Origin of the sequence: Rhodanobacter sp. DHG33 (genome assembly GCF_014843005.1) — a bacterium.
In the GTDB taxonomy this organism is placed as follows: Bacteria; Pseudomonadota; Gammaproteobacteria; order Xanthomonadales; family Rhodanobacteraceae; genus Rhodanobacter_A.
Window position 1 is genome coordinate 28695 of record NZ_JACYXM010000005.1, and the last position, 17621, is coordinate 46315.

17 protein-coding genes are annotated in these 17621 nt (G+C 67.6%); 9 read left to right on the forward strand and 8 right to left on the reverse strand.

All coding sequences use genetic code 11. The features are described from left to right. Nucleotides 1-12 precede the first annotated feature (12 nt). The 3 genes from ftsX to IHE46_RS10715 all read right to left on the reverse strand — a co-directional run bounded on the left by ftsX (nt 13) and on the right by IHE46_RS10715 (nt 3483). Nucleotides 13-975, reverse strand: a complete 963-nt coding sequence (gene ftsX, locus IHE46_RS10705; protein ID WP_192164639.1) for a permease-like cell division protein FtsX — start codon at nt 973-975, stop codon at nt 13-15. A gap of 2 nt (nt 976-977) precedes the next feature. Next, nucleotides 978-1655 (reverse strand): cell division ATP-binding protein FtsE, encoded by a 678-nt coding sequence (ftsE, locus tag IHE46_RS10710; protein WP_343230017.1) that lies wholly within the window; start codon nt 1653-1655, stop codon nt 978-980. Between the two features lie 115 nt (nt 1656-1770). Further along, nucleotides 1771-3483: a DEAD/DEAH box helicase gene (locus IHE46_RS10715; protein WP_192164641.1), complete on the reverse strand. Its 1713-nt coding sequence runs from the start codon at nt 3481-3483 to the stop codon at nt 1771-1773. Nucleotides 3484-3814: 331 nt separating this feature from the next. Here IHE46_RS10715 and trxA point away from each other — a divergent pair, with 331 nt between their 5' ends. The 5 genes from trxA to IHE46_RS10740 all read left to right on the forward strand — a co-directional run bounded on the left by trxA (nt 3815) and on the right by IHE46_RS10740 (nt 9667). Beyond that, nucleotides 3815-4195 carry a thioredoxin TrxA gene (trxA, locus tag IHE46_RS10720; RefSeq protein ID WP_225562990.1) on the forward strand — a complete coding sequence of 127 codons (381 nt, stop codon included), beginning with the start codon at nt 3815-3817 and terminating at the stop codon, nt 4193-4195. Nucleotides 4196-4357: 162 nt separating this feature from the next. Next, on the forward strand, nt 4358-6055 hold the full coding sequence (gene rho / locus IHE46_RS10725) for a transcription termination factor Rho (RefSeq protein ID WP_192164643.1): 1698 nt from the start codon (nt 4358-4360) through the stop codon (nt 6053-6055). Between the two features lie 128 nt (nt 6056-6183). Then, entirely contained in the window at nt 6184-7269 is a 1086-nt protein-coding gene (locus IHE46_RS10730) for a hypothetical protein (RefSeq protein ID WP_192164644.1), read from the forward strand. 115 nt (nt 7270-7384) lie between these two features. Beyond that, entirely contained in the window at nt 7385-8188 is an 804-nt protein-coding gene (locus IHE46_RS10735) for a hypothetical protein (RefSeq protein WP_192164645.1), read from the forward strand. Between the two features lie 111 nt (nt 8189-8299). Continuing rightward, entirely contained in the window at nt 8300-9667 is a 1368-nt protein-coding gene (locus IHE46_RS10740) for a glutamate--cysteine ligase (protein ID WP_192164646.1), read from the forward strand. A gap of 60 nt (nt 9668-9727) precedes the next feature. On the opposite strand, the gene dcp is transcribed toward IHE46_RS10740, so the two are convergent. The 4 genes from dcp to IHE46_RS10760 form a co-directional block, all read right to left on the reverse strand. Continuing rightward, complete coding sequence (dcp, locus tag IHE46_RS10745; protein ID WP_192164647.1) at nt 9728-11941, reverse strand: peptidyl-dipeptidase Dcp; 2214 nt, start codon at nt 11939-11941, stop codon at nt 9728-9730. Nucleotides 11942-12056: 115 nt separating this feature from the next. After that, nucleotides 12057-12407 (reverse strand): hypothetical protein, encoded by a 351-nt coding sequence (locus IHE46_RS10750; RefSeq protein WP_192164648.1) that lies wholly within the window; start codon nt 12405-12407, stop codon nt 12057-12059. 17 nt (nt 12408-12424) lie between these two features. After that, nucleotides 12425-13105 carry a dethiobiotin synthase gene (gene bioD, locus IHE46_RS10755; protein WP_192164649.1) on the reverse strand — a complete coding sequence of 227 codons (681 nt, stop codon included), beginning with the start codon at nt 13103-13105 and terminating at the stop codon, nt 12425-12427. Continuing rightward, on the reverse strand, nt 13102-13806 hold the full coding sequence (locus tag IHE46_RS10760) for a TMEM175 family protein (RefSeq protein WP_192164650.1): 705 nt from the start codon (nt 13804-13806) through the stop codon (nt 13102-13104). The genes bioD and IHE46_RS10760 overlap by 4 nt, the downstream gene beginning before the upstream one ends. Before the next feature lie 74 nt (nt 13807-13880). Between IHE46_RS10760 and IHE46_RS10765 the strand changes: the two genes are divergently transcribed. Further along, on the forward strand, nt 13881-14372 hold the full coding sequence (locus tag IHE46_RS10765; protein ID WP_192164651.1) for a GAF domain-containing protein: 492 nt from the start codon (nt 13881-13883) through the stop codon (nt 14370-14372). A gap of 23 nt (nt 14373-14395) precedes the next feature. Here IHE46_RS10765 and yihA read toward each other — a convergent pair whose 3' ends face one another. Then, nucleotides 14396-15028, reverse strand: a complete 633-nt coding sequence (gene yihA / locus IHE46_RS10770) for a ribosome biogenesis GTP-binding protein YihA/YsxC (RefSeq protein WP_192164652.1) — start codon at nt 15026-15028, stop codon at nt 14396-14398. Between the two features lie 107 nt (nt 15029-15135). Here yihA and IHE46_RS10775 point away from each other — a divergent pair, with 107 nt between their 5' ends. The 3 genes from IHE46_RS10775 (at nt 15136) to IHE46_RS10785 (ending at nt 17579) form a co-directional block, all read left to right on the forward strand. Further along, complete coding sequence (locus tag IHE46_RS10775; RefSeq protein ID WP_192164653.1) at nt 15136-15921, forward strand: c-type cytochrome; 786 nt, start codon at nt 15136-15138, stop codon at nt 15919-15921. A gap of 68 nt (nt 15922-15989) precedes the next feature. Next, entirely contained in the window at nt 15990-16868 is an 879-nt protein-coding gene (locus tag IHE46_RS10780; RefSeq protein WP_192164654.1) for a thiol:disulfide interchange protein DsbA/DsbL, read from the forward strand. A gap of 42 nt (nt 16869-16910) precedes the next feature. Beyond that, a complete protein-coding gene (locus IHE46_RS10785; RefSeq protein ID WP_192164655.1) occupies nt 16911-17579 on the forward strand; it encodes a thiol:disulfide interchange protein DsbA/DsbL in 669 nt (222 codons plus the stop codon). Nucleotides 17580-17621 lie beyond the last annotated feature (42 nt).

Genomic DNA, 17621 nt, shown 5'->3' on the forward strand with positions numbered 1-17621 from the left:
CGACATCACCGTTCAAACCGCCTTGCGCAATTGCCATGCGCTGACCAGCCGCGCCCCCAGCCAGCCCAGCACCGCAGCGGCCACAGGGGTCGCCAGCAGCAGCCACAGCGGCAGGCCATCGATGTGCAGCTTGCCATCATAGGCCTGGCTCAATTGAGCAACCGGTTCGCTCAGCGCGAATTCGATCGCCAGCGCCAGCAGCGCAGCGAGGATGCCGCTGAACAGGCCGTACCAGATGCCGGCATAGAGGTAGGGCCGGCGCACGAAGGCGCCGCTGGCCCCTACCAGCAGCAACACACCGATTTCCTCGCTGCGGCTGGCGATGTCCACCCGCACCGTGTTTCCTACGACCAGCAGGGCGGCCAACGCCAGCATCAGCGCCAACGCCAGCACCACGCGGTCGCCGACGCCGAGCAGCGCGTCCAGCCGTTGCCGCCAGGTGCCGCTGTCCTGCACCTGGGCCACGCTGCGCATGTCGTGCAGGTCGCTCACCAGCCGCCCCACCGTGGATGCGTCGAGGCCGGGCTTGGGCTGCACCATCAGAACGTAGGGCAGCGGGTTCTGGTCCAGCGCGTCCAGCGCACCGGAGAAACCCTGCATCTTCGCCAGTTCGTCCAGCCCCTGCTGCGGCGTCTTCACCGTCACGGCATCCACGTCGGAACGCTCGCCCAGCTGCTTCGCCAGCAGTTGCGCCTGCGATTCGCCCTGGTCGGGCTGCAGGAACACGTTGATCGCCTGATCCTGCCCCAGCGCCCGGCCCATCTGCTGCACGTTGCCCAGCAGCAGGTAGAAGGCCAGCGGCAGCGCCAGCGCCAGGCCCATCACCGCGATGGTGAGCAGGCTGCCCAGCGGACGCGCGGCGAGCCGGCGCAAGCTGTCCGCGGCGCTCCAGCCATGGTGCTCGCGCCAGCTGGATACCCGGCGGGTATGGGTGGGTTCGCTGCGCGGCGGCGCGGTAGCGGCTTCCGTGTTCATGCTCACAGCACCTCCTCGGCGGCGAGGTCGGCCACCAGGCGGCCGTGGTCGAGCACCACCACGCGCTTGCGCATGCGCTTGATCAGCGGCAGGTCGTGGCTGGCGATCAGCACCGTAGCGCCCACCTGCTGGAATTCGGCGAACAGGCCCATGATCTCCAGCGCGAGCTGCGGATCGAGATTGCCGGTGGGTTCGTCGGCGATCAGCAGCGAAGGCCGACCCACGATGGCGCGGGCGATGCCCACGCGCTGCTGCTCGCCGGTGGACAGCGTGGCGGGCAATTGGCGCTCGTAGGAAAGCAGCCCCACCTTCTCCAGCGCCGCACGCACCCGCCGCGCACGCTCCTGGCGCGAGATGCCGACGATGGTCAGCGGCAGCTCGACGTTGGCGAACACCGTGCGATCCATCAGCAGGCGATGGTTCTGGAACACCATGCCGATGCGCTGGCGCAGCTTGGGTATGCCGCGACCGCGCACCTTGGCGAGGTTCTGCCCGTCCACCGTGATCATGCCGTGGCTGGGCCGCTCGATCACGCCGAGCAACTTGAGCAGCGTGCTCTTGCCCGCGCCGGAATGGCCGGTCACGAAGGCCATCTCGCCCGTGGGCACGGTGAAGGAAAGCTGCGAAAGGGCCTCGTGGCCGCCCGCGTAATGCTTGCTCACCTGATCGAACTGGATCACTGCGCGTCCCCGCCGCCTGTCGTAACGCCGACAAGGATAAGGGATGCGGCGCGCAAGGTCGCGCCGCATGCGCAAACGCGAGCAGTCGCCGGTTCAGCCCCGGCGACGGGCCCGGTCAGCGTCCGGTGAACAGGCGCGTCAGGCGGCGGAACAGGCTGGGCTTGTTCGGATGCGCGGATTCGCCGGCGGTGGCAGCGACCTGCCGCGAGGGGCGACCCGCTTCCGCGTTCTCGCGCGGCGGGCGACGCTCGCCACGCGGCGGGCGGCCGCCCTCGGCGGATGCCTGCTGTGAATGGCCCTGCACGGCGTTGGCCGCCACGTCGCCACCCTCGCGACGGCGATTGCGACCGCCACGACGGCGGCGGCGCTTGTGTTCGCCCTCGCCCGCGGCACCGGCGGTCTCGCCGTTCGCCACCGGCCTGGCAGGCGCTGTGGCCTGGGCGTCGGTCGCTTCGGTGCGTTCGACGCGCGGCGCACGTGGCGGCCGCGACTCCTGCGAACGGCCTTCGCGCGAGCCGCCCTCGCCAGCACGACCGCCGCGGCGCGGGCGCCCGGCCTTCTTGTCGTCGTGGCGCGGCTCCACGCGGTCGCCGAACGCTGCGCTGTCGGCGGCGGCATTCGCGGCGAATTCGGGGTCGACGTCGCGCGGCTTCGGCATCACCAGCAACTCCGGTTCGATGGCCGCCACCGGGATGCTCTGGCCGATGTAGGTCTCGATGTCCGGCAGGCTCATCGCGTACAGGTCGCAGGCGAAGCTGATCGCATCGCCCTCGGCGCCGAGGCGCGCCGTGCGGCCGATGCGGTGCACGTAATCCTCCGCGTCCTGCGGCAGGTCGTAGTTGAAGACATGGCTGACCGCGGGGATATGCAGGCCGCGCGCGGCCACGTCGGTGGCGACCAGGATGTCGAGCTGGCCGTCCTGGAAACGCTGCAGCAGCTTCTGGCGCTTGAGCTGCGGCACGTCGCCGGAGATGGCGCCGACGCGGCAGCCGTGCCGCTTCACGCGGTCGGTGACGCGCTCGGCCGCGGCCTTGGTGTTGACGAAGATGATGCTGCGCTTGGGCTGGTGCTTGTCGATCAGGTTCAGGAGCAGCGGCAGCTTCTCCTCCTTGGCCGGGAAGTACACCACCTGGCGCACCTTGTCGGCGGTGACGTTGTCGCTCTCCACCACCAGCTTCTCGGCGTTGTGCATGTGCTCGTAGGCCAGCTCCAGCACGCGGTGGCTGAGCGTGGCGGAGAACAGCAGCACCTGGCGCTGCTCGCGCGCCGGCAGGCGGCGGAAGATGTAGCGCACGTCCTTGATGAAGCCGAGGTCGAACATGCGGTCGGCCTCGTCGATCACCATCACCTCTACACCGTTGAAGCCGAACACCTGCTGCTTGTAGTAGTCGAGCAGGCGGCCCGGAGTGGCGATGATGATGTCGCAGCCGTCATGCAGCTGCTGGCGCTGCTTGTCGTAGTCCACGCCGCCGTAGATCAGGGCGGTCTTGAGGCCGGTGTGGCGGCCGATGTTGCGGGCGTCCTTGTCGATCTGGATCGCCAGCTCGCGGGTGGGCGCGATCACCAGGGCGCGCGGATCGCTGTCCTTGCGCTCGGCCACGGCCGGCGTGGTGAGCAGGCGGTTCATCAGCGCGACGAGGAAGGCGCAGGTCTTGCCGGTGCCGGTCTGCGCCTGGCCGGCGACGTCGCGGCCGGTGAGCGCCACCGGCAGGGTCAGTTCCTGGATCGGCGTGCAGCGGGTGAAGCCGGCCTCGGCCAGGCCTTGCTGCAGCAATGGGTGGAGGTCGAAATTGGTATAGAAGGTATCGGTGAGTACGGTTTGCGACATGGATAGGGAAAGCCAGTGGGATGCGGGCGCAGGCGTGGGCCGGCCCGGCTCCGGTCGCGGGAGGCGCGTGCGGAGCGGTTGGATGTGCGGCGCGTGGCGCCGGGCGGTGGGGCGACGCAACCGGCAGCCCCGCTGGCATAGGCGAAAGGACTCGACGACCCCGGGTGCAAACGCCCGAATCGTCTCGCCTATGTCAACGGAACTGTCCGCTGCTGCCCTTGAATCGCTTGAATCGCGCCCCGAGTTACGTTGCAATGAGGCACCCGGCCGCAATGGCCAGACCCCTCTTTCCCGGTTCGACCCGCGCTTCTTGGGCGCCCCAGTGTAGCCGATGCAGGCCGTGCGGTCGCCGAACCTTCCTTCCTCCCTTCTTTCGGAGACCCCGGTGAGCGACCTGATTACCCATGTGAGCGACGACGCCTTCGAGCAGGAAGTGCTGAAGTCCGATACCCCCGTGCTGCTGGACTTCTGGGCCGAATGGTGCGGCCCGTGCAAGGCCATCGCCCCCATCCTCGACGAGCTGGCTACCCAGTACCAGGGCAAGCTGCGCATCGCCAAGATCAACATCGACCACAACCAGAAGACCCCCCGCACCTACGGCGTGCGCGGCATCCCCACCCTGATGGTATTCAAGAACGGCAAGGTCGAGGCCACCCAGATCGGCGCCGTGAGCAAGGGCCAGTTGGCCCAGATGATCGACAAGGCGATCTGATCGCCGTTTCATCACCCGCCGCCGTACACCGCTTTACGGCTACGCGCGGCGGGTGCTAGATTCCGCGCGTCCGTCGGGAATCCTCCTGATTCCCCCTGCGCCCTTCAATGGCGCGACGCACACTTCCCTCCTGTTTCCAACGGCGCCCCGCGAGGATTGCCCGTGTCCGATACCGATAGCACCACCCCGAACGACGCCAGCGGCGCCGAGACCTCGACCGAGTCGCGTCCGCGCGCACCGCGTCGCCAGCCGCGCGGCGCCAAGCCTGCCGGCGAAGCGCCGTCTGCAAGCCCCAGCGCAGCGCCGCCCGAAGCTCCGGCTCCTGCCCCGAGCCCGGCTCCCGCCGCCGCACCGGCCAGCGACCCCGCCGCTTCCGCCACGCCCGAGGCGCGCGAAGGCGGCCAGTCGCAGAACCCGCAGCAGGGCCAGAACAACCGCAACGACCGCGAGGGCCGCGGCCGTCGTCGCCGCCATGAACGCAACCAGCAGCGCCAGCAGCAGGGCGGCAGTGGCGGCGGCAACAACAATCCGCGCTACAACAACCCGCACGGCCTGCCGGTGGACGACGACAACGCCGACCCGGGCGCGGACGACCGCCTGATCAACCTCACCGAGCTGAAGCGCATGAAGGCGCCGCAGCTGCTGGCCTACGCCGAGTCGCTGGGCATCCGCGAAGGCGTGGCGCGCGCGCGCCGCCAGGACGTGATCTTCTCCATCCTCAAGGCGCACGCCCGTTCCGGCGGCGGCATCTGGGCGGAAGGCGTGCTGGAAATCCTGCAGGACGGCTTCGGCTTCCTGCGCTCGGCCGACGAAAGCTACCTGGCCGGCCCCGACGACATCTACGTCAGCCCCAGCCAGATCCGCCGCTTCAATCTGCGCAACGGCGACTACATCACCGGGCGCGTGCGCCACCCCAAGGAAGGCGAGCGCTACTTCGCGATGCTGCGCGTGGACGACATCAACGGCGATCCGCCGGAGGCGTCCAAGAACAAGATGCTGTTCGAGAACCTCACCCCGCTGTTCCCGCGCAAGGCATTCAAGCTGGAGCGCGGCAACGGTTCGAGCGAGGACATCACCGGCCGCATCTTGGACCTGGTAGCGCCGATCGGCCGCGGCCAGCGCGGCCTCATCGTCTCGCAGCCGAAGTCCGGCAAGACGATGATGCTGCAGAACATCGCGCAGGCGATCCAGTACAACCATCCCGACGCCCACCTGATCATCCTGCTGGTGGACGAGCGTCCGGAGGAAGTGACCGAAATCGCCCGCACCGTGCGCGCCGAGGTCATCTCATCCACCTTCGACGAACCCGCCGTGCGCCACGTGCAGGTCGCCGAGATGGTGATCGAGCGCGCCAAACGCCTGGTCGAGCACAAGCGCGACGTGGTGATCCTGCTCGACTCGATCACCCGCCTCGCCCGCGCCTACAACACCGTGGTGCCCAGCTCCGGCAAGGTGCTCACCGGCGGCGTGGACGCCAACGCGCTGCAGCGGCCGAAGCGCTTCTTCGGCGCCGCGCGCAACGTGGAGGAAGGCGGCAGCCTCACCATCATCGCCACCGCGCTGATCGACACCGGCAGCAAGATGGACGAGGTGATCTACGAGGAATTCAAGGGCACCGGCAACATGGAAGTGCACCTGTCCCGCCGCATCTCCGAGAAGCGCGTCTACCCCGCCATCGACATCAACCGTTCCGGCACCCGCCGCGAGGACCTGCTGATCGAGCCGGACATGCTGGCCAAGATCTGGATCCTGCGGAAGCTGCTGCACCCGATGGACGAGCTGGCCGCGATGGAGTTCATGCTCGACAAGATGAAGAACACCAAGTCCAACGACGAGTTCTTCAATTCGATGAAGCGCTGATCCGCTTCGATGGAACAGGAACAGGCCGGCACATGCCGGCCTGTTCGTTTTTGCGGCCGCCCACGCGTCGCAGCGAGGCATTTGCCGTGTGCTAACGTGGCCCGACCCAACCCTCCCAAGGCGACGGCATGCGACAGTTTCAGCGGTTCCTGCTGTGTGTTGTGTTGCTTGCGTCTGCCGGCACGGTTGTTCCAGCTGCATCCGCCACCGACACCCCGCCGTACACCCATACCGGCACGCTCCAGGGCGCCCCTTATCGCATTGACGTCCCTGCGAGCTGGAACGGCGACCTGGTCATGCTGATGCACGGCTACGTGCCGGCAGGGGCGCCACGGGCGACGCCGATGAAGCCGGCCGACGAAACGGCCATCTTCCTCAAGCAAGGCTATGCGGTCGCGCAAAGCGCCTACGCGTCGCAGGGATGGGCGGTGGGCGATGCCATCGCCGACAACGAGCGGCTTCGCCAGTTCGTCGAGCGCAGCATCGGACGCCCGCACCGCACGTACCTGGTGGGGTTTTCGCTGGGTGCCCTCGAAGGGGCGGCGAGCCTCGAACGCCATCCGCACACCTATGCGGGCGCACTGTTCATGTGCGGCGCGACGGTCTCCACGCCCGAATTGATTTCGCGCGGCTCGCTGACGCCGCTGGTTGCCTTTGATGCGCTGATTCCCGGCGTGTTGCCGGATCTGGCCGCCCCGGACTCGCCCGCGTTCGTGCCGCCCGCAGTATTCGCGCAGGCGCTGAAGGCGCATCCGGAACAGGCCGCCATCCTGGAGCGGCGCCTGGAGGAGACTCCCGAGTCGCTGCCCACGCTGTCGCTCTACTACATGGTGCTGCGCGAACTGGAACGGCGTGCCGGCGGCATGCCCGTGGACAACCGCAAGACCGTCTACCAGGGTTTTGGCGACGACACGGCCTTCAATCGGCGCGTACACCGCTACGCCGCGCCGCCCGCGGCGCTGGCCTATGCCCGCCGCAATGTCACCCTCACCGGCCGGATCGATGCGCCGGTGGTGATGGAGTGGAACGCCTTTGATCAAACGATTCCCGCGCGGCTCCATGGCATCTACCCGGACCAGGTACGCGCGGCCGGCAATGCCCGTCTTTTGACCGTGCTCACACCCACCGGCCAGGGGCACTGCGCCTTCACCGACGCAGAGATCGGCAAGGCGTTTGGCACGCTGACAACCAACGTGGCGGCTGCAGGGCGCTGAGCTGCGCTGGGGCATGCCGGCCAAGACCTGGATCCTGCGAAAACTGCGGCATCCGCCATAGCTAGTGTTTGCAAAGACCGAAATCCAACTCTTCAATCCGACGAGGAAACACGAAATGTCCGCTCGCCTCGCCCTGATCGCCTGCGCACTTTGCGTGCTGCAACCCGCCATTGCCGCGGAATCGATGCCCGCCAACGGCAACACCAACATCTGCCGACAGGCCCTGCCCACGATTCGCTCCATGTGGCTGCAGGACGTCTACGACGCTCCGCCCGCCGTCGCCGCGGTGATGGTCGATGCCATCGACGGCAAGCTGCCGCAGGTGCGCCGGGGTCTTGCCGCCCTGCCCGCCTCCGAGCAGGCGCGCTGGCGCCAGATCGCCATGCTCACCGCATCCAGCGCCTACCAGCCAGCCGTGGCCGACGGCCTGCTGGACGATGGCGCGGCGGTGGATGCCCCGGCACTGCTGCCGCCGCTCAAGCAGGCCTTCTATCGCCAGACGCTCGATGCAGTGGGGCGCGACCCGCGTTTCGGAGGACCGGCAACGGTCAAGACGCTGCAGGCGCAGGGTTTGACGGACAACAGCGCCAATCTTTTCGGACCGGCCCTGATCGTCGCCTCCAACTGCGACGACACGGCGACACTCGACGTGCTCCTGCGCCACCACGCCGACGTCATGGTCCGCGCCGCCGCTTCGCCGAAACCGGATGCCTCGCGCGGCCCATACGCCCTGACCATAGCCGTCATCCAGGGCTACGCCGATGTCACGCAGCGCCTGCTCGACCATGGCGCCGATGCCTGCGCGAGCGACCGCCTCATCCGCAAACCCGGCGTCACGCTCGCCTCCATCGGCAAGCGCAGCCACCTGCCCGATACGCTGATACGACGACTGGCCTGCCCCGCGACGGGTGCCCACTGACGCTGGCCCGGCAGCCACCTGTACCGTCCCGTACAAAAATTTTCCGTCACCCCCTTTTCGTGGCCGCGTGGCGCCTCCATAGTCGGTGCTCCCCACCGCGAGGTTGCGCCCGTGTCCATCCCCAGCGCCGTCAAGAGCACGCCCATCGAAGGGCGCCAGCAACTGATCGACTACCTCGCCGCCGGCGAAAAACCGCGCGAGGCCTGGCGCATCGGCACCGAGCACGAGAAGTTCGGTTTCCGCACCGACGACCTGCGGCCGCCCACGTACGAAGGCGAGCGCGGCATCCGTGCCCTGCTGGAAGGCATCGCCGCGCAGCACGGCTGGGAGATTTCGCGCGAAGGCGAATTCCCGGTGGCGCTCGTCCGCGGCAAGGCCAACATCACGCTGGAGCCCGCCGGCCAGCTCGAACTCTCCGGCGCGCCGCTGGAAACCATCCACCAGACCTGTTGCGAGGTGAACAAGCACCTCGACGAGGTGCGCTCCATCGCCGACCCGATGGGCGTCGGCTTCCTCGGCATGGGCTTCCAGCCGAAGTGGCGGCGCGAGGAAATGCCGTGGATGCCCAAGGGCCGCTACAAGATCATGCGCGAATACATGCCCAAGGTCGGCGGCCTCGGCCTGGACATGATGACGCGCACCTGCACGGTGCAGGTGAACCTGGACTTCTCCAGCGAAGCGGACATGGTGAAGAAATTCCGCGCCAGCCTCGCCCTGCAGCCCATCGCCACCGCGCTGTTCGCCGATTCGCCGTTCACGGACGGACGTCCGAACGGCTACCAATCCTTCCGCTCGCACGTGTGGGAAGACACCGACGCCGACCGCACCGGCATGCTGGACTTCGTGTTCGAGGACGGCTTCGGCTACGAGCGCTACGTGGACTACGCGCTGGACGTGCCGATGTACTTCAGCTACCAGGACGGCCGCTACATCGACCTAGCCGGGCAGGACTTCAAGCGCTTCATGGCCGGCGAGCTCTCTGCAGCGCCGGGCGTAAAAGCCACCATGAAGGACTGGGCCGACCACCTCACCACCGCCTTCCCCGAGGTGCGGCTCAAGCAGTACCTGGAAATGCGCGGCGCCGACGGCGGTCCGTGGAACCGCCTGTGCGCGCTGCCCGCGCTGTGGGTGGGCCTGCTCTATGACGACGAGGCGCTGGATGCGGCGTGGGACCTGGTCAAGGATTTCTCCATGGCCGAGCGCCACGCGCTGCGCAACGGCGTGCCGAAGGAAGCGCTGAAACTGCCCTTCCGCCACGGCACCGTGCGCGACCTCGCGAGCGAAACGCTGAAGATCGCCGCCCACGGCCTGGCGCGCCGGGCCAGGCTCAACCGCAACGACGCCGACGAACGCATCTACCTCGAGCCGCTGCTCGAAATCGTCGAAGCCGGCCAGACACCCGCCGAGCGCAAGCTGGAACTCTTCCATGGCGCCTGGGGCGGCAGCGTGGACCCGGTGTTCAAGGAATTCGCGTATTGAGCAACGTCCACGAAAAAGGCCGGCATCGCCGGCCTTTTTCGTGGAGCGGAACGCGTCGATTTACTTCTTCGGCGCATCCTTCAGGCCACGGTTCTCCAGCATCGGCTCGATGCTGGGATCCTGGCCGCGCCAGTCCTTGTAGAGCTTGGACAGTTCCACGGTATTGCCGCGCGAGAGGATCATGTCGCGGAAGCGCTGGCCGTTCTCGGCGGTGAGGCCACCGTGTTCCTTGAAGTTCACGAAGGCATCGTCGGCCAGCATCTGCGTCCACAGGTAAGCGTAGTAGCCGGCGGAATAGCCGTTGCTCCAGATGTGCAGGAAGTAGCTGGAACGGTAGCGCGGCGGCACGTAGCTGAGGTCAACGCCGTCCTTCTTCAGCGACGCGGCCTCGAACTTGTCCGTATCCTGCTTGGGCGCGTCGGCGCCGAGCATATGCCAGTTCATGTCGAGCATGGCGGCGGCCACCAGTTCGGTCATGGCGTAGCCACTGTTGAACTTGCCGGCCTTCTGCATCTTGTCCACCAGCGGCTGCGGCATCGGCGCACCGGTCTGGTAGTTCTTGGCGAAGTTCGCGAACACTTTGGAATTGCTGGCCCAGTGCTCGTTGAACTGCGAGGGGAACTCCACGAAGTCGCGCGCGGTGGCGGTGCCGGACAGGGTGGGGTACTGCTCGTCGGCGAACATACCGTGCAGGGCGTGGCCGAACTCGTGGAACATGGTGACCACGTCGTCCCACGACAGCAGCGCCGGCTGGCCCGCCGCAGGCTTGGTGAAGTTGGCGACGTTGTAGATCACCGGCTTGGTGCCCAGCAGCTTAGACTGGCCGACGAAGTTGTCCATCCAAGCGCCGCCGTTCTTGTTGTCGCGCTTGAAGTAGTCGCAGTACCACAGCGCCAGCGACTTGCCGTCCTTGTCGAACACTTCGAACACGCGCACGTCCGGGTTGTACACCGGAATGTCATGGCGCTCCTTGAAGGTGAGGCCGTAGAGCTGGTTGGCGGCATAGAACACGCCGTTCTGCAGCACGTTGTTCAACTCGAAATACGGCTTGATCTGCGATTCGTCGAGGTCGTACTTGGCCTTGCGCACCTGCTCGGCGTAGTACTGCCAATCCCACGGCTCCAGCTTGAAGGTGGGCTGGTGCAGCGCGGCCTGGTCCTTGTCGATCTGCGCCTGGATCTCGGCGGCCTCCTGCTTGGCGCGGGCCACGGCGGCGGGCGCTAGCTTTTCCATGAAGCCCATCGCCGCTTCCGGCGTCTTCGCCATCTGGTCCTGCAGCGTCCACGCGGCGTAGTTCGGGAAGCCCAGCAACTTGGCCTCCTGCGCGCGCAGCTGCGCGAGCTGCTCGATGATGTCGCGCGTGTCGTCGGCGTTGCCCTTCTCGGCGCGGTTCCACGAGGCCTCGAACAGCGCCTTGCGGGTGTCGCGGTCGCTCAGGGACTGCAGCGCCGGCTGCTGCGTGGTGTTCTGCAGCACGATCACCCACTTGCCGGCCAGCCCGCGATCCTTCGCGGCCTGCGCGGCGGCGGCAATGTCCTCGTCCGACAGCCCGGCCAGCTTGGCCTTGTCGTCCACCACCAACGCACCGTCCTTCGCGGCGGCGAGCAGCTTGTTGTTGAACTGCGCTTCCAGCGTGGATTCCTGCTGGTTGAGCGCTTTCAGCTTGGCCTTGTCGGCATCGGACAGCTTGGCGCCGTTGTGCACGAACTGGCGGTAGGTCACTTCGACCAGGCGCAGCGATTCGGGATCGAGGTTGAGCGTGGCGCGCGCGTCGTACACCTTCTGCACGCGGTCGAACAGCTTGCCGTCGAGGTACAGCGCGTCCATGTGTGCGGCAAGCTTGGGCGCCTCTTCCTCCTGCACCTTCTGCAGGGTGTCGTCGGTGTTGGCCGAAGTGACACCGTTGAACGTCTCCAGCACGCGGGTGAGCAGCGCACCGCTCTTCTCCAGCGCCACGTAGGTGTTCTCGAAGGTGGGCGCGTCGGAGTCGTCGGCGATCTTCTGCCATTCGGCGAGCTGGTCGGCCATCCCCTTCTCGATCGCCGGCTGGTAGTCGCTGTCCTTGATCTTGTCGAACAGCGGCGCCTGGAACGGCAGCGTGCTGGCAGCGAAGAACGGATTGGCGGCGTTCGCATCGGCCACCGGCGCGGCGGCGCTCGCGGGCTTGGCCGGTGCGGTGGAAGCCGGCGCCGGCTGGCTGCCTTCGTTCGAACCCTGCGAGCAGGCGGCGAGGACGATGCTGGTGGCGATCACGAGAGTGCGTAAGCGAAGCATGCGAAATTCCCGATGGGTGCGCGCGAGGCGCGAACAGAAAAGAAACTGGCCGCCGAATGTAACGACAGCGCCGCGGCTCCGCCAGCCGCAGCGCAGCGAAAACGGCGGGCGCGGATCAGGCGGGACGCACGTCGCGCAACTGCCACGCCGAGCCGATCAGCCAGTTCAGGCGCTGGCGCAGCAGGCCCATCGGCAGGCTGGTGAGCACATCCGCCTCGACGTGCAGGTCGACCACACGTGCCTGCACCTGTGCCTGCGTATCGGTGGTGCCCAGCGACGGATCGACTGCGTCCGGATCCGGCTGCGCCGCCTGCCAGCGCTCGAACAACGTGCGGGTGCGCAGCGCCTCCTGCAGGGCGGCGGCGAAATCGGCGGGGCCGGCACCATCCCAGCTCAAGGCCGCATCGCTGCCGCGCGCATGCACGAGGTCGGCGATGGTGAGGTAATAGTGGTTGCGGCTGCTCATGGACCCTCCTTGTGAACTCAGCTTGCCAGGACGGTGAGTTCGATTTCCGTGAAAGCCTGCGCCGGCGCCACGCCATATGGCAACACGCCGAGGCAGGGCGCAGGCAAAAGCTCGCGCAGGGTGGCGAGATTCTCCTCCACCGCCTCCATCGCGGGATCGACGCGGTTGGCGATCCACCCGGCAAGCCGGCAGCCATCGGCGCGCACCGCCTCCGCGCTGAGCAGCGCATGGTTGAGGCAGCCCAGCCGCAAACCCACCACCAGGATCACCGGCAAGCCCCATTGCCCGGGAATGTCGGAGGCGAACAGACCCGGTGCCAGCGGCACCCGCCAGCCGCCCACGCCTTCCACCACCACGGCATCGTGCCCGGCGCACAGCACATCGAACGCAGTGCGCAGGGGCGGCAACGCGATCGTCGCGCCCTCATGCGCCGCCGCGAGGTGCGGCGACAAGGCATCGCGCAGCGCCACCGGGTTGCTGTGCTCGTACGGCGGCAACGGTGCGCTGCTGGCGTCGCGCAAGGCCAGCGCGTCTTCGTTCCGCAGGCCGTGCGCCGTTTCCATGCAGCCGCTGGCGACCGGCTTCATGCCGGTGGCGCGAAGATCCGCCGCACGCAAGGCATGCAACAGCGTGCAGGCGGCATGCGTCTTGCCAATGCCGGTGTCGGTGCCGGCGATGAACCATGCGGCAGCCGTCATGCCGCGCGCGCCAGCTCCCGGCGCGACCAGTTGCCCGTGATCCAGTACACCGCCGTCAGCAGCGCGTAGAGGCATCCGGGCACTGCGCTCCAGGCCCCGCTGACCGGTAGAACCAACGCTGCCACCAGCGAAATCAGCGCCACCAGCATCGAGCCCAGCTGGATGTAATAGACCTCCCGCGCCTCGATGTGCTCCACGCGTCCGCCCTGCATGCGCCGGATGCTGTGCCGGTACAGGCAGGCCAGGCAGCCTGCCATGCAGCCGTAGGCCAGGCCATAACAGATGTAGAGCGCCTTCACCTGCGAAACGCTGGTGATCTGGGGCGCCTCGGGCATGTCCGCGTGCGCGAAGGCCGCGTAAATCGCGTTGAACATCGACGAGAACAGCATATCGAGCGGATACACGAAGATCAGGGCGAAGAACACCAGCGCCAGGCTCAGCACGATGCTGAAGGTGTCGTGCGTGCGGAACCGGTCGCGCCATTGCACATGCCGGTGCCAGAACAGCATCAGCGTCGCGAAACTGCAGGCAAAGGCGGGGATCCGGCTCAGCGCCACCATCAGGTCGTGCAGGCTGTGTGGAACCTCGGCGCCCGCGATCGCCAGCACGCTTACCGCGAAAGCGAAGACGGCATCGATGAAACCGTCCAGCCGGTGCGCCTCGATGCGCCCTTCCCGTGCCGTCTCACGCTGCCCACTCATGCGATTCCCCTTGTGCGTAAGCCGTCGATATCCCATCTTGTCGCATCAGTCTGCAACAACCGGGCCGCTCCGTCATGTTCGAAATCAAGACCAACCACGCCACCAGCAAGCACGAGCATTACGCCGACCTCGCGCAACAGGCGCGCGGCCTGCTCGCCGGCGAAAGCAACCTGGTCGCGAACGCGGCGAACTTTTCCGCCCTGGTGTTCCACAGCCTGCCCGACCTCAACTGGTGCGGCTTCTACCTGTACGACGGCACCGAGCTGGTGGTCGGCCCGTTCCAGGGCAAGCCCGCCTGCATCCGCATCGCGCTGGGCAAGGGCGTGTGCGGTACCGCAGCGCAGACAGGGCAGACCCAGCTGGTGCGCGACGTCAACGCCTTCGACGGCCACATCGCCTGCGACGCTGCCTCGCAATCGGAAATCGTGGTGCCGCTGGTGAAGGCCGACGGCAGCCTGCTGGGCGTATGGGACGTGGACAGCCCGGTGATCGCGCGCTTCGACGCCGACGACCGCGCCGGCATGGAGGCGCTGTGCGCGGTGTTCATGGAGCACCTGGCGGCCTAGCCGCGCACTTCGCTCCGCCGGCATCACCCGCGCGGCGTGCGCAGCAATTCCGCCACGCGCTCGCGCGCATCCCCCACGCCGGTACCGGCGGGCGAGGAAAACACCTGCGCGGTGGCATGCAGGCCGTCCGGGAAACTCTCGCGCATCGCCGCCAGCGCCTGCGCGGCCTGGTTGCGCGACAGCTTGTCGGCCTTGGTCAGCAGGAGGTGGCAAGGCAGACCAGTGGCGAAGCAGAAGTCCAGCATCATCCGGTCGAACTCCTTGAGCGGATGGCGGATGTCGGCGATCAGCACCACGCCGCGCAGGCTTTGCCGGCGATGCAGGTAAACGTCGATTTCCTGCCTCCAGTGCGCGCGCAGTTCCTCGGGCACCTTGGCGTAGCCGTAGCCGGGCAGGTCGATCAGGCGCGCGACTAGCGGCGCCTCGCCTGCGCCCTGCACCAGCGGCGGCAGCGCGAACGCCACCATCTGCTGGGTACGGCCCGGGGTCTTGGAGGTGCGCGCCAGCCCCTTGTGGCCAGTCAGCGCGTTGAGCGCGCTGGACTTGCCCGCATTGGAACGGCCGGCGAACGCCACCTCGGCACCTTGATCGGCGGGTAGTTGGTTGACGCGGTGGGCGGCGAGTACGAAATGCGCGCCTTGCAGTGGATTGGACATGGTTTGACCGGAGCGCGAAGGCATGGGGATAATCCGATGGTTTCTGCCCGTGGCGCCGATACCGACCGGCGATGGCAGCCTTCGACAGTTTCTGAGAGGGGAAGTGTATGGGTTTTCGGTTCGCAGGTTTTCGACCCGCTGCGTTGGGCTCCGCCGCAGCCCTGCTCTTCGCCTTGACCGCGGGTGCGGCGATGGCGCAGTCCGCACCGGCCAAGGCCGCTACGACCGCCCATCCTGCCGCCGCCGCTTCGGCCGCGCCGGCACCCGCCGCTGCCGCGGCCACTGCCGAGACGGCGACCAAGCCGGGCGATGCCACCGCGGGCCAGGGCAAGGCCGCCGCCTGCGGTGCCTGCCATGGCATGGACGGCAACTCCACCGACCCGCAGTACCCCAAGCTGGCCGGCCAGAGCGAGCAGTACATCGCCCACCAGCTCGAGAACTTCAAGAGCGGCAAGCGCCAGAACCCGATCATGCTGGGCATGGCCACGCCGCTGTCCGAACAGGACATGCACGACATCGGCGCGTACTTCGCCAGCAAGACCGCGCTGCCCGGCGTGGCCGACCAGGCGCTGGTCGAGCACGGCCAGCAACTGTTCCGCGAGGGCGACGTGAAGCGCGGCATCCCTGCCTGCATGGCCTGCCATAGCATCGACGGCCGCGGCAATCCCGGCGCGGAGTTTCCGCAACTGGCGAGCCAGCATGCCCAGTACATCGAATCCGTGCTGAAGGCCTGGCACGACGGCGGCGCCTGGGGCACGGATGCGCACTCGCAGATCATGCCCGGCATCGCCCAGAAGCTGGACGCCGGCGACATCACCGCCGTGGCCAGCTACATCGAAGGCCTGCACCCCGCCACCGCCGGCGACCTGCCACAGCCTTCCGCCACTCCCTGATCGACGACTACGGCGGCACCGGCCGCGGCCGGAGCCTGCCATTGCTCTACCCACCCCGAGGTAATTCCATGTTGAAGCGTCTGCCGTTCCTGTGCGCCGCCCTGCTGGCGCTGACCGCCTGCGGCCAATCCTCCGACAACGGCACCGCGGCGCCGAGCACGCCTGCGGCCACTAGCTCCGCCGCCAAGCCTGCCGCGACTGCGCCGGCACCGGCCAGCACTGCAGCCGCCCAACCGGCTGCGAGCGCCAGCGCCGCCGCACCGGCCGCGGCAGCCACGGCGACGGCCGCCGCCAAGCCCGCGGCCTCGGCCCTGCCCTTCGTGGACAACGGCCAGTTCGTCGAAGGCAAGGATTACTACCGCATCGACCCGGCCCAGCCCAAGTACATCCCCACCGACAAGATCGAGGTGCTGGAGGTGTTCTCCTACGCCTGCCCGGCCTGCAACGCCTTCCACGGCTTCATGGACCAGATCGAGAAGAGCCTGCCCGCGAACGCCGTGGTGCACTACCTGCCCTCGTCGATGCGCCCCGACGAAAACTGGGTGGTCTACCAGCGCGCGTACTTCGCCGCCGAGGCGCTGGGCGTGCGCGCCAAGGCCCACGACGCGTTCTACGACGCCACCTGGAAGACCGGCGAAACGGCCACCTACGACCTTTCCACCGGCCAGCCCAAGCCCAAGGGCGCGTGGCCCACGATCGAGGACATCGCCAAGTTCTATGCCAAGTTCGGCGTCGATCCCAAGGAGTTCGTGGCGGTGGCCAACTCCTTCTCGGTGAACACCAAGATGAAGCAGGCCGACGACATGCAGAAGGCCTACGGCGTGAACGAAACCCCCAACCTCGTGGTCGATGGCAAGTACCGCGTCTCGCCGCACGACGCAGGCGGGGCGCAGCGCACGATCCAGGTGATCCAGTGGCTGGTCGCCAAGGAAGCCGCCGGCAAGTAAGCCGGCGCATCGCATCCCTACCGTCTTGCCGAGCACTCACCGATGAAGCATCTCGCCTCCCTGCGCACCTTGACCCTGTTCGCCGGCCTTCTGCTGACGGCTGCCTGCACCGCGCAATCCAGCACCAGCGCCTCGGCGCCGTACACCGAGGGTGACCAATACGTGACCCTGCCGGCGCCGTACCAGCGCTACAGCAGCGAGGGCAAGGTGGAAGTGGCCGAGGTGTTCTCCTATGCCTGCATCCACTGCGCCGAGTTCTCGCCCATCGCCGAGAAGCTGAAGAAATCGCTGCCGCCCGGCGTGAAGTTCGAACTGGTGCCCGCGCCCTTCAGCGACGAGTGGCTGCCGTTCGCACGCGCCTACTACGCCGCGGACAAGCTGGGCGTGGTGGATCGCACGCACCTCCAGCTGTTCCAGGCAAAGTTCGTCCAGAACTATCCGATGAACTCGCTGGACGACCTCGCCGACTTCTACGCCAGCCAGGGCGTGAACCGGGCCGAGTTCATGCGCCTCGCCAACTCGCCGGAAGCGACCGCCAAGCTGAAGGCCGACCTGGACCTGATCCGGAAATGGGGCGTGGACGGGACGCCTACGCTCGTGATCGACGGCAAGTACCGCGTGACGCAGGTGAAGACGCTGGACGAGCTGTCCAAAGTGGCGCAGTGGCTGGCCAAGCGCGAACTGGACGCGGCGAACAAGGCCGGCAAGTAATCCCCCCGACAGGAGCCGCAACGGACGTTCACGTCCGCTGCG